Raw genomic sequence first — 13,180 nt, 5'->3', positions numbered from 1 at the left:
CCATGAACAGACGTAATTGGTTAAAGGCTAGTGCCCTTTTAGCCGGCGGACTCACTTTCTTTACGAACTCCCTACCCAAACTAATGGCAGCACCCGCCAATTTAGTCCGGAAAAAAATAACCGATGAAAGCGTAATTCTGGCTGGTCCGCCCGAACTGAAAGCTCGATTAAGCGCCAACGAAAATCCTTTTGGCCCTTCCGAAAAAGCTAAAAAAGCTATTCAGGAAGCCATCCAGAGCAGTTATCAGTACCCGTTTATGTACGTGCGCGAACTGGCCCAGAAAATTGCCGACTACGAAGGGCTCAAGCTGGATAATATTATGATGGGTGCCGGTTCCTCGCCGTTATTGCTGGCGGCCGCTATGCACTTTGCCAAAAACGGCAATGGCAGCATTATTTCCGGCGACCCTACTTACGCCGATTTGCCCGACAGTGCCGAAGAATTTAATGCCAAATGGATAAAAGTACCACTTACCGCCGATTACAAGCTGGACCTGGATGCCATGGAGAAAAAAATTGATAGCAATACCTCGCTGGTGTATATCTGCAACCCGAATAACCCTACCGGTACGGCTTTAGATACTGCTAAACTAAAAGCCTTTTGCGAGCGGGTTTCTAAACAAGTACCCATTTTTATCGACGAGGCTTACATTGATTATATGCCCGATCCGCAGGCCGCCAGCCTGATAGATGGCGTGAAGAAAGGCCAGAATATCATGATTGCCCGTACTTTTTCTAAATTATACGGCTTTGCCGGTTTGCGGGTAGGCTACCTGGTGGCTCAGCCCGATATGGTTAAAACCCTGAATAAATATACCAACGGTGCCGGTGGCATTTCGGCTACTTCTGTTAAAGCCGCTTTGGCCAGCTACCAGGATAAAGCGTTTCTGCAGGATGCACTAAAGAAAACCCTGGCTTCTAAAGAATTTTTATACAGTACTTTAAAGAAAGAAGGTTACGAATATATTCCGTCTGCGGCCAATTTTGTAATGTTCCCGATAAAAATGGAGGGCAAACGTTTTTCTGAAGAAATGATGAAGCGGGGCGTAAGCGTACGTTTTTGGAAATTCAATAACCAGGATTGGTGCCGGGTAAGCATTGGCCGCATGGACGAAATGCAGGCTTTTGCCGCCGCTTTTAGCCAGGTGTCCTAAGTCTTTTTGTAAGATTTTAAATACCTTTGCCGCCGCTTTGGTGCGGGCACTTCTCTATTCTTTTTTAATTAATCTGCTTTACCCTAAACGAACAAAGTAATGCGTAAATTTATTTTAGCTTTATTATTATCTGGTTGTTCTTATGTTGCCCAGGCGCAGCAAGCTGCTAACACCCGGGCCTTAACCATGGCCGAATACCAAAAAGCCAAGACTTTCTCGGTTAAGGATTTAGATAACGACACTTATGTTAAAATAGAGAATACTTATGTTTTAGACCGCTACGAAGCCCGTAAACCTTATTTTATAACCGGCGACGATGGCCTGAAAAAACGCATAGATCTGTACAAACTTATCGCGAAAGACGGCATGCAGGAAATAGGCTTGCTGGTATTTTACACCAACGAGAAAGGCAAACAATACAAAGCTTTGTTGCCGGGCTTTACTACAGATGGCAAAATCTGGGAGCAGTATTTCGAAGATATTCATGCCATTGATAAAGAAGAAAAGAATTTTGTGCTGAAACTTTCTTATGTGCTATCGAAGGAATTGGCTTTTCAGCAATACAAAGGCTTAAACCAGGGCAAAGATCTGAAACTGGAATCGGCTACTTACGGTAACGATATTTGTTTCCCCGGCGATCAGGTAGTAGCCATGGCCAACGGCCGCAAAAAATTACTCAAAGAAGTAAAACCCGGCGACGAAGTTTTAACCATCGATCCGGAAACGAAGAAAACCACTACCGTACAGGTAAAAGAGTTGGTAGCCCACGATGCCAAAAATTACGCGATAACCCGTTTGCTGGTGGCAACCACTTCCGAAAAAAATACCAAACGCGGCACCGAAGTTAAGTTTAGCACCAAAGTACTCGAAGCAACACCCAATCACCCCATGATGACCCAAAACGGTTACCGGAAAATGGGCGAAATAGCCGAAGGCGAAGAAGTGTTGTGTTTCGACAGCAAGTCGGGTGCTTTTGAAGCGTATAAAGTTTTACAGAAAAAAGAATATGCCGGCGGTGTACAAAAGGTTTACAACATAGAAGCCAGCGGTGGTACTACTTTTATGATGAACGATGTAATGGTACTGCAGAAGTAATTAAATTTTAGCCATAGCCTTTTAAAGATCCAGTTTATCCGGGCTGGATTTTTTTGTATCCAGAAAAAGTAATTGTAAGTTGTAGATGGGTGCCTTTCCCGGTTATTAGATTTCATCTTGTCTTTTGCCAGATTACATCTTTCAATGCGGTGGTGCTCTTGCTTTTTAAATTAAACTGCTAATAGCGAGCTAAACCATTTTTAAATATTCTTTGCGGTACTCAAAAGGCGTTTTGTGCATGTGGTCTTTAAACTGCTTGTTAAAATTAGAAATGGTATTAAAACCACATTCTAAGCCAATTTGGGCAATATTATTTTTATCCTCCATTAATAATTTACAAGCATAGCCAATCCGGAGTTCACTAATAAAAGCCGAAAAAGATTTATTCGTGCGGGCTTTAAAATACCGGCTAAACGAAGTCGGCGACATGCTGGCTATTTCGGCTACTTCTTCCAGCATAATATTTTTTTTATAATTAAGCATTATATAATTATACACCCCGCTCATGCGGTCTTTATCAGCAGCCTTGGAGTTGTTGTTATACCCCACACTCGATATATATTCGTACTCCACCGATATGGCCAGCGTGTGCAGAATAGATAAAAGTTGCACAATACTTTCTACGCCTTTAAGTGGCATTAAATCGTGCATCATTTGGGTAACCTGGGTGCTGGTGGTGCCCAAAATCCGGATGCCGCGGCTGGCCCGCTCAAATAATTGCTTTATTTCCAGCATCTCTTCTTTTTGCAGAAAGTGATCGCCCAGGAAGTTCTCCGGGAAATAAATAACAATGCCCTGCACCCGTAAAGTATGCGCTTTATCAAAATAAATATCGTCGTTGCGCCAAAGATGCGGCATGTTGGGGCCCATTAATACCATATCGCCTTCCTGAAAATGCACAATGCTGTCGCCCACAAAGCGGGTGCCTTTGCCTTCGAGCACCACAAATAATTGGTATTCCGAATGAAAGTGCCAGTTAGTGTCGAAGAAGGGGTCGTTGAGGTACTTAATTACAAATGCCTTGGAGTCCGGAATTACAGATTTATGAACCGCCGATTTCATATTAATACTTATTTGCTTATATTAAAGCATGTAAAATACAAAAAAAGATATAAAACAGTTAGTTTTAGGTAAAATATAGAAAGATTTTAAAAATATAACTGTCTATACTTGTAAATACATCTACCACACATAATTATTTTATAATGAGAAAGCTACAGGTAGTAGGATTTTTGATCTTACTTATGCTGGTACATAGTTGCTCAAACTCGTCGCAATCCACGAGTTCCAAAGCCAGCGCCCAGTCTAAGAATGCCGCCCGCCGGATTGAAATATTATTTTTAGGGCACAAGAGTGAGCACCACAATTCGGCTAAATACGCGCCGATTTTAATGACAGCTTTGTTTGATAAAGGCATTAATATTAGTTATACCGATAACCCCGACGATTTAAATAAAGCTAACCTTGATAAATACGATGGCTTGGTTGTATATGCTAACCACGATAAAATTACCCCGGAGCAGGAACAGGCCCTAATGGAGTTTGTAGATGGCGGCAAAGGATTTATTCCCATTCATTCGGCGTCTTACTGTTTCCGGAACTCCGACCAAGTAGTAAAGATGATTGGGGGCCAGTTTAAATCGCATAAAACCGGCACATTTACCACCCAGATTGTAGAGGCTAAGCACCCCACCATGGCCGGCGTAACGCCTTTTGAAACCTGGGACGAAACATACGTGCACGAAAAGTTACAACCTGATAACCAGGTGCTGATGGTGCGCGACGAAGAAGGCCGCAAAGAACCCTGGACCTGGGCGCGCACCCAGGGCAAAGGCCGCGTATTTTACACGGCTTACGGCCACGATGAACGCACCTGGAATAACCCCGGCTTTCATAAAATAATAGAGAATGGCATTTTGTGGGCAGTAGGCGATCCGCTGAAAAAACAACTGGCTAAATTAAATTTACCTACCCTGACCTACGTAGACGCCAACGTACCCAATTACGAAAAAAGGGATCCGGCTCCTAAATTCCAGAATCCGCTTACCGCGCAGGAATCTATGAAACTGATACAGGTGCCAGCTGGTTTTGAATTACAATTATTTGCCCAAGAGCCCGATGTGGTAAACCCGATTGCTATGGCCTGGGATGAGCGCGGCCGCCTGTGGGTTGTAGAAACCATTGACTACCCCAACGAAGTACGCGAAGAAGATGGCATTGGCGACGACCGCATTAAAATTTGCGAAGATACCAATGGCGATGGCCGGGCCGATAAGTTTACCATTTTTGCCGAAAAGCTGAATATCCCGACCAGTATTGTTTTTGCCAACGGCGGTATTATTGTGTCGCAGGCGCCCCAGTTTATTTTCTTTAAAGATACTAACGGCGACGACAAAGCCGATGTAAGACAAGTAATAATGGAAGGTTGGGGTAAATCTGATACCCACGCCGGGCCTTCTAATTTAAAATATGGCCTGGATAATCGTATCTGGGGTACGGTTGGGTACTCGGCGTTCCGGGGCAAAGAAGGCGACCGTGATATTCAGTTTAGCTCGGGTTTGTATAATTTCCGGCCCGATGGCAAAGATTTGCAGTATATGGGCCGCACCACTAACAATACCTGGGGGCTGGGCTTTAACGAAAATTTTGAAGTATTTAATTCTACTGCTAACGGCAACCACAGCGACTATTTTTACATGCCCGAGCGCTATTTAAAACGGGTACTCGTAGGTGGCACAGCGCAGGCTATCCGTAAAAACGATGGGCATGCTAATATGCTTACAGTTACAAATAAAATCCGACAGGTAGATTTTCACGGGGGGTATACTGCAGCGGCTGGTCATAATTTGTATACCGCCCGTAGTTTCCCGAAAGAATACTGGAACCGCATTGCCTTTGTATGCGAACCTACCGGCCGGGTAGTACATCAGGCTATTCAGGAACCAGATGGAGCCGGTTATAAAGAAGTAAACGGTTATAATTTAATAGCTAGTTCTGATGATTGGATGGGGCCGGTACACGCCGAAGTTGGTCCGGATGGGGCCGTTTGGGTAGCCGATTGGTACGATTTTATTATTCAGCACAATCCAACGCCTTCGCCGGAACGGGGCGGTTACCAGGCCGAAAATGGTAAAGGAAATGCTTACATTAACCCTTTGCGCGACCACCAACGCGGCCGTATTTACCGGGTAGTTTACAAAAATGCCAAACCTTATACCCCGGTTAAGCTAGACCGGAACAATGCTACTACCTTAGTAAAGGCTCTGGAAAATGACAATATGTTCTGGCGCACCACCGCCCAGCGCTTGCTCGTAGAAGCTAAAAGCACTGCCGTGTTACCGGATTTGTATAAGTTGGTAAACAACAAAAACGTAGATGAAATAGGGTTAAACGCACCGGCGGTGCATGCCCTCTGGACCATGCACGGTTTAGGAGCTTTAAATGGCAGCAACAACGAAGCCCTGCAGGTAGCCATTGGTGCCCTAGCGCATCCGGCCGCTGGGGTAAGAAGAGCCGCTGCTCAGGTTTTGCCTAAAAATCAGCAGGTGCTCGATGGTATGCTTAAATCTACTCTGGTAAATGATCCTAACCTGAATGCCCGTTTAGCGGCTTTACTAGCTATATCAGAAATGCCGGCTTCCGTAGAGGTAGGGCGGGCGCTCTTTACCGCCAGCTTAAACCCCGATAACGAAAAAGATCCGGCCCTGGCACAAGCGTTGTTTGTGGCAGCCGCTACGCACCAGGAGGGCTTCCGGGCCGGTGCCAAAGCCCAGGCCGATGCCAGTACCGAAGGGCTATCCCAACGGATTCTGCAAAGTTTGGATAAAGATATTCGGGTACTGGAGCGGTTTGTAAACTTATCTGAGACCAATGCCCCCAATGTAGCCGGTAAAGAAATTACGTTCCGGGGCAATGTAACCCGCCGCGGACGGATGGGTGGTAATCCTAATCCAAACTTTACGCCCCCGCCTTTTGAAGGAACCCTGGTAGCCCACGGAAATAAAACCAACGGATACACGGTGTATATTCAGGATGCAAAACTTAATATGTTGGTTAACCAGAATGGTAAAGCCACTACCATAGCGGCGCCGTTGCCCGAATCGCAGCGGTTTAACGTGGTAGCTCAATTAAAACAAAATGGTGCCATGGTGTTAGAAGTAGATGGCAAACCGGTTGCCCAGGGCAAAGCCCCCGGCTTGTTTAAACAACCCTTGCCTAATGGCGTGCGGGTTGGTATCGACGGTAAAAATGAAGTAAAAGTAGGCACCTACAAAGAAGATTTCTTCCTGACCAGTGCCGAAATAGGAAATGCTTTCCTGGAAATAGGTTCTAGTGCTACTGCGCAAGTAGCCAAAGTTGCCGGGGCGGCCGATGTAACCATCAACATCCGGGTAGTTAAAAACGAGATGAAATTCGATAAAACTACCTTTACGGTAAAAGCTGGCCAAACTGTAGAGTTAGTATTAGACAATCCGGATTTTATGCAGCACAACTGGGTTTTAATACAAGCCGGAGCCGTAGATAAAGTTGGAGCGGCCGCCGATAAAATGGCCAGCGATCCTAAAGGGGCCGAGAAGAATTATGTACCGGCCATGAAAGAAGTTTTAGCGGCAACTGAACTGATAGATACCGATGGTCGCTCGGTAATCCGGTTTAAAGCACCCGATAAAGTAGGCAATTACCCATACGTTTGTACTTTCCCGGGCCATTGGCGCATCATGAACGGTACCATGAAAGTAGTGGCGGCCAGCGCCAGCAGTTCGGCCATGAACAAATAAAATTTAATAAAGGCAATTTGGCCAAATCTGAAAATTAGTAGTTCCGGAAAATTTAATAATTGCGGTGAGGTAAAGTAGGTAACCAGTTGCTTTTAGTGACTGGTTACTAAAATCTTTCTTATACACTGGTAAGCAAAATTAATACTGCCGGAATAAAAATAATATAAACAAAACGATATGAGTTTGCAAGTAACGTTTGGGGTAAGTACCTGGCTTTGGACTTCTCCTTTTAGTACCGAATCAGTTTCGCTTTTCTCTAAAATAAAGGCTATGGGCTACGATAAGGTTGAGATTGCGGTAGAAGAACCCGCTCTGATTGATGCAAAAGCGGTAAAAACAGCCCTACAACAGCATAACCTGGAAGCCATTATTTGTGGTGCTTTTGGCCCAACCCGCGATCTAACCCATGAAGATGAAGCCGTGCATGAGAATTGCTTCCGGTATATCCAAAGCTGTCTCGATATTTGCGTTGAAGTAGGAGCGTCGTTTCTGGCCGGTCCCATGTATTCGGCGGTAGGTAAAGCCCGGTTGGTATCGCCGGAACAAAAGCAAATAGAGTGGAACAGAGCGGTGCGTAATTTGCGTAAAGTTTGCGACATGGCGCAGCAGCGGGGTTTGTTTATTGCCCTGGAACCACTTAACCGCTTCGAATCAGATTTAATTAACACGGCCGAGGATGTAAACCGGTTAGTAAAGGATGTAAACCACCCGGCCGCCAAAATTATGCTCGATGGTTTCCACATGAATATTGAAGAGCCCGACGTAGAGCAGGCCATTATTACTGCTGGTGAAAACCTGATTCACGTGCAGGTATCCGAAAATTACCGGGGTACGCCCGGTACCGGCCAAACGCGCTGGGATGCTTTCCGCCGCGGTTTAGAAGCAATCGGGTATACCGGAACAGTCGCAATCGAAAGTTTTACGCCCCAAATAAAAGAGTTAGCCGGCGCCGTTTGCATCTGGAAACCCTTAGCCGAAAGTCAGGATAAATTTGCCGCCGAAGGATTGCAGTTCTTGCAAAAATGGGCAGCCGACGCCAATAGTAAACCGAAACCGGCTAAAAATGCCCAGAAGGCAACCTCTGCCTTCTAAAGTTATCTTAAGTAACAGGACAAAGATAATCCTGTGCCATTTAACAGTGTAAAAAAGCCAGTATTTTATAAACCTATCACTTATAACTTAAAACTGACTACTTACTTATATGAAAAAAGACAAAATAAATGTAGCTATTATTGGTTTGGGATTTGGGGCCGAATTTATTCCGATTTACCAGAAACACCCCCATGCCAACATGTATGCCATTTGCCAGCGTAACGAAGAAAAATTAAAAGAAATTGGCGATGCTTTTAACATTGAGCACCGGTACACCGATTACGATGAGCTACTCAAAGATCCCAATATTGATGCCGTACATATAAATACCCCTATACAGGCTCACGCCGAGCAATCTTTAAAAGCTTTGCGCGCCGGCAAGCACGTAGCTTGTACGGTACCCATGGCTACCACCGTAGAAGAGTGCCGCCAGATTGTAGAGGCAGTAAAAGAAACCGGCCTGACTTACATGATGATGGAAACGGTTATTTATAGTCGGGAATTCTTGTTTGTGAAGGATATGTACGAAAAAGGTGAACTCGGTAGGATTCAGTTTTTACGGGCTTCGCACCAGCAGGAAATGGCGGGTTGGCCCGGCTACTGGGAAGGTTTGCCGCCCATGCACTATGCCACCCATTGCGTAGGGCCGGTGCTGGCGTTACCTCGGGCCGAGGCAGAATATGTATCCTGCTTAGGTTCCGGCCGCATCGATGAAGAACTGATTCCAAAATACGGTTCGCCGTTTGCCATTGAAACCTGCCACATTAAATTTCGCAATTCAGATTTAGCTGCCGAAGTTACCCGCTCGTTGTTTAATACTGCCCGGCAGTACCGCGAAAGCTTTGATGTGTACGGTTCTAAAAAGTCCTTTGAATGGACTTTGGTAGAGCATGAAGACAACGTAATTCATACCGGTGAAGAACCTGGCCGCGTTAAAACCCCGGATTTTGCGCATCTGCTGCCCGAAGAAATTCGATCTTTTACGACGGCCGGGGTTTACGACAGCGAAGGTAACCAGCATTTATCTTTTATTCAGGGTTCTGGCCACGGCGGTTCACACCCGCACCTGGTACACGAATTTGTAAGTGCTTTGGTCGAAGGACGTGAACCTTTCCCCAATGCCGTGCAATCGGCCAATATTACTTGTGTGGGTATTTTAGCCCACGAATCGGCTATGCAGGGCGGTAAAATTATGCAGTTACCTGCGTTTACTCTTTCAGAAGTAAACGAAATGGCTACTACCTAACCCCAAGTTATATTCCTGGTTTACAGAACATCAGCATAATTTTAATCAATATAATATACTTGGTTAAAATTATGCTGATGACTAGCCAGGACTTTAGTAAACATTAGGCTATAACTTACATTCAAGAATGAAGCATCAATAAAATGAGAAATTGATTTATTGGTGAACCCAAAAATATTACAGGCTGAACTTACGAGCTTAAGTAAATTTAAAGCTACTATTCTAGTGTAAAGGCACTAATCTTAAGAGAAAACAATATCCAAAATAAGCCCATAAAATCCTTTCTTAAAGCTTAATTTAAGAAAGTACGAAAGGAATTATTTAAGAATAATTTTTTTCGAATTTAATAAATATCAAAAAAACATTTATAACACTATAAATTTTGCTGTTCTGCTTTTTATTAGTAATAAATATTTAACCAGAATAACTAGCCCATTACTTAAATTGTAAATATACTGCTCTTTACAAGGTTTTTTCTCATTTTGAAATATGAAGAAATTTATGTAAATCTGTATTTAAATTTATAATGTAAAATTGACAATTAATAGACTCTCCGCCTGAATAACTCTATGCAGATGTTATCAAATCTATTCCACCAACTTATCACCTAAAACTAATTTTGTATGAAAAATTTATTACCCAAAAATTTGCCGCCTTCTGCCAAATTGCCTGCCAGGTGGTTGCTGCAGAAAGCTTCCATTCCTTACTTGCTGGCGGTAATTCTACTTTGTTTAAACAGCCACGTTTTAGTGGCACAGCAAAGATCTTTATCCGGTAAGGTTTCCGGCGAGAATGGCGAAGGCTTACCCGGTGTAACTGTTTTAATCAAAGGAACAACTAACGGAACAGCTACTGATTCAGAAGGAAAATTTTCTTTAAATGTGCCAGAAGGAGCGGGTACCGTAGTGGTATCTTTCATTGGCTATGTTACCCAGGAAGTGCCTATAAATAACCGTACTACTATTAACGTTACTTTGTCGCCGGATGCCAAAGCATTAGAAGAAGTAGTAGTAGTGGGTTATGGTACCCAAACCCGCGGTACCGTAACGGGGGCAGTAAGTCAGATTCAGGCTACAGATATTGCCCGAACCACCGCTACCACTGCTACTGGGGCTTTGGTTGGTAAAGTACAGGGTATTACTGCCCGCCAGGCCGATGCACGCCCGGGAGCCGGAACCAGTATTCAGATTCGGAATATGGGTACGCCGCTTTATGTAATTGACGGAGTTACCTCCGATGCGGGCCAGTTCAACAACCTAGGTATCGACGATATTGAAAGTGTTTCGATCCTGAAAGATGCTTCGGCGGCTATATATGGCTTAAGAGCGGCAAACGGGGTTATTCTGGTAACTACCAAAAAAGGTAAAGCCGGCATGAAACCGCAGATTAATGTTGGCGCTTATTATGGTATACAGAATTTTACCCGTTATCCGCGCCCGGCCAATGCTTACCAGCACATGCGCGCTTTAGCCGAATCGGAACAAAACCAGGGCAGAGATCCAAGAAACGTAATATCGCCAGAAAATCTAGAAAAGTGGCGAATTGGAACCGAAAAAGGCTTTATTAGTACTGATTACTACTCAGAGGTAATGGATAAAACTGCTCCGCAATACAATTTAAATGCGAGTGCTTCGGGCGGTAGCGAAACCATGAATTATTATTTCTCGGTGAGCCACGTAAACCAGGATGCCATTATTAAAGATTATAACTTTAACCGAACTAATATTCAGGCAAATATAGATGCCGGTATAGCCAAAGGCTTGCGGGTGGGTACCCAGATTTACGGCCGCTTAGAAGATCGTTCTCAAGCTGGTGTACCCGGTCTGGATGATTATTTTAACCCCTTCCTGAGTATCTTTAGCATGTGGCCAACGGAACGCCCTTATGCCAACGACAACCCTGATTATATTGCGCAAAACCATAACGTAAACGTAAACCCGGCTACTTATAAAAAGAGTGTAACGGGCTATGTAGACGAAATCTGGCGGGCAGCCAAAGGTAACTTTTATGCCCAATATGATTTTAATTTTGGTCTAAGTGCCCGGGGTACCTATTCTTATAATTTTACCAATTTCGATTTTGATGGTTTCGAGTATACTTACAACGCCTACTCTTATGATGCGGCTACTGATACGTATAAGCTTGAATCAGGAAACCAGAACCCCTGGCGGGAGCGCCGTAAGCGCAATATTGTGGATCGGTTCGCCCAATTTCAGTTAACGTATAATAAACAATTCGGCGACCACGGTTTGTCGGCAGTAGCGGCATACGAGAGGAATGATACCCGGAATAATTACTTAGTGGTACATACCGTACCGCCCAATAATTATATTCCTCTCATGTACTTTGCCAATCAGGATGTTCTTATTGATGAATTTAACCAGGAAGCGCGGGCCGGTTATATTGCCCGTATCAATTACAACTACAAGCAAAAATATCTGCTCGAAGTTCTGGGCCGTTACGATGGTTCCTTCCTTTTCCGTGATGATAGTCGTTGGGGTTTATTCCCGGGAATCTCGATAGGATACCGTATTTCCGAAGAAGCTTTCATGAAAGACCGTTTTGGCTCCTTCCTGAACGATTTGAAAATACGCGCCTCTTACGGTTTAACTGGTTCTGACCGCTTGAATAACGATGATTATGTTGTGGCTCCGTATAGCTACGACCCAGGATATAACTGGGCTCAAGGCAGTGCCATCTTTGACGGTAACTATTATACAGGTGTACGTCCAAGAGGACTTCCTATCACTACGCTTTCCTGGATAAAGAATCACACGCGTAACGTAGGTATTGATTTTACCATTTTTAACCGTTTAACTGGTCAATTCGACCTTTTCGAACGGAGACGAACTGGTTTGCCTGAATTCCAGACCGATGTTTTACTGCCGAGAGAGGCGGGTTATGATTTACCAAGGGCAAACCTACTGAAAGAATCAAACCGGGGGGTAGAAGGGGCTTTAACTTACAGCGGCAAAGTAAGAGATGTGTCGTTCTCGGTTGGTGCCAATGCCACCTTGGCCAGAAGATGGGATATTTATCAGCGTTATAACCCACAATGGGGTAATTCCTGGCAAGAATACCGCGATGCCTGGGAAGATCGTTGGGGTAGCGTAAACTGGGGCTATGAGGTGGTTGGCCAGTTTCAATCGCAAGATCAAATTGATACCTATGATGTAGATAACGACGGACAAGGCAATCGCACCCATCTTCCCGGCGATTTGATCTACAAAGATGTAAATGGCGATAAAATTATAAATAATTTAGACGAACGGCCTATTGGCTATCAGGAAGGTGCCAACCCCTATATGAGCTTTGGTATTAACACCAGCGTGGGTTGGAAAGGCTTTAACCTGGCCTTCGACTTTGCCGGAGCTACTTTACAAACTTTCCGCCGCGAAGTAGAAATGAAAATTCCGTTCCAGAACAACGGTACTTCGCCTAATTATATGTTCGAAGACCGGTGGCACCGTGAGGACCCCTATAACAACGATAGTCCCTGGGTTCCGGGCAAATATCCGGCCGTACGGAAAGACCAGAATAGCCATGTTAATTTCTCCCGCCGAAGCAACTACTGGAACACCAACGTAAGCTATATCCGCTTACGGAACCTGGAGTTAGGCTATACCATTCCGCAAGCCATTATTAACCGGATGGGCATAAACAGGCTGCGGGTGTATGTAACCGGTACCAATTTATTCTCAATTGATAATACAAAAGAATTTGGGTTAGATCCGGAAGTGTCGTCGAATGGTGGTTTGGTGTATCCGCAGCAGAAAGTATTTACCGCTGGTTTTAACTTAAGCTTATAATGTTTA

General features: G+C 44.4%; 7 protein-coding genes. 6 read left to right on the top strand and 1 reads right to left on the bottom strand.

Annotated features, from left to right (window positions below):
* Positions 1-2 precede the first annotated feature (2 nt).
* Positions 3-1,154 (top strand): pyridoxal phosphate-dependent aminotransferase, encoded by a 1,152-nt coding sequence (locus ACO1R6_RS17975; protein WP_486266419.1) that lies wholly within the window; start codon positions 3-5, stop codon positions 1,152-1,154.
* 99 nt (positions 1,155-1,253) lie between these two features.
* Positions 1,254-2,249: a Hint domain-containing protein gene (locus ACO1R6_RS17970; protein ID WP_486266418.1), complete on the top strand. Its 996-nt coding sequence runs from the start codon at positions 1,254-1,256 to the stop codon at positions 2,247-2,249.
* A gap of 189 nt (positions 2,250-2,438) precedes the next feature.
* Here the strand turns inward: ACO1R6_RS17970 and ACO1R6_RS17965 are convergent, their stop codons facing one another.
* Entirely contained in the window at positions 2,439-3,311 is an 873-nt protein-coding gene (locus ACO1R6_RS17965) for an AraC family transcriptional regulator (RefSeq protein WP_486266417.1), read from the bottom strand.
* 143 nt (positions 3,312-3,454) lie between these two features.
* On the opposite strand from ACO1R6_RS17965, the gene ACO1R6_RS17960 reads away from it, so the two are divergent.
* The 4 genes from ACO1R6_RS17960 to ACO1R6_RS17945 all read left to right on the top strand — a co-directional run bounded on the left by ACO1R6_RS17960 (position 3,455) and on the right by ACO1R6_RS17945 (position 13,174).
* Positions 3,455-7,027, top strand: coding sequence for a PVC-type heme-binding CxxCH protein (locus ACO1R6_RS17960; RefSeq protein ID WP_486266416.1), 3,573 nt, complete (start codon positions 3,455-3,457; stop codon positions 7,025-7,027).
* Positions 7,028-7,204: 177 nt separating this feature from the next.
* A complete protein-coding gene (locus ACO1R6_RS17955; protein ID WP_486266414.1) occupies positions 7,205-8,119 on the top strand; it encodes a sugar phosphate isomerase/epimerase family protein in 915 nt (304 codons plus the stop codon).
* Between the two features lie 109 nt (positions 8,120-8,228).
* A complete protein-coding gene (locus tag ACO1R6_RS17950) occupies positions 8,229-9,365 on the top strand; it encodes a Gfo/Idh/MocA family protein (protein WP_486266412.1) in 1,137 nt (378 codons plus the stop codon).
* Between the two features lie 623 nt (positions 9,366-9,988).
* On the top strand, positions 9,989-13,174 hold the full coding sequence (locus tag ACO1R6_RS17945) for a SusC/RagA family TonB-linked outer membrane protein (protein WP_486266411.1): 3,186 nt from the start codon (positions 9,989-9,991) through the stop codon (positions 13,172-13,174).
* The last annotated feature ends 6 nt before the right edge of the window (positions 13,175-13,180 follow it).

The organism is Adhaeribacter sp. (assembly GCF_057359045.1).
This window is presented reverse-complemented; position numbering and strand designations above follow the sequence as displayed.

What these genes read in the sequence shown, in the direction of transcription:
- ACO1R6_RS17965 (WP_486266417.1), bottom strand. Translation starts at nt 3,311, where the DNA reads ATGAAATCGGCGGTTCATAAATCTGTAATTCCGGACTCCAAGGCATTT.
- ACO1R6_RS17945 (WP_486266411.1), top strand. Translation starts at nt 9,989, where the DNA reads ATGAAAAATTTATTACCCAAAAATTTGCCGCCTTCTGCCAAATTGCCT.
- ACO1R6_RS17970 (WP_486266418.1), top strand. Translation starts at nt 1,254, where the DNA reads ATGCGTAAATTTATTTTAGCTTTATTATTATCTGGTTGTTCTTATGTT.
- ACO1R6_RS17955 (WP_486266414.1), top strand. Translation starts at nt 7,205, where the DNA reads ATGAGTTTGCAAGTAACGTTTGGGGTAAGTACCTGGCTTTGGACTTCT.
- ACO1R6_RS17975 (WP_486266419.1), top strand. Translation starts at nt 3, where the DNA reads ATGAACAGACGTAATTGGTTAAAGGCTAGTGCCCTTTTAGCCGGCGGA.
- ACO1R6_RS17950 (WP_486266412.1), top strand. Translation starts at nt 8,229, where the DNA reads ATGAAAAAAGACAAAATAAATGTAGCTATTATTGGTTTGGGATTTGGG.
- ACO1R6_RS17960 (WP_486266416.1), top strand. Translation starts at nt 3,455, where the DNA reads ATGAGAAAGCTACAGGTAGTAGGATTTTTGATCTTACTTATGCTGGTA.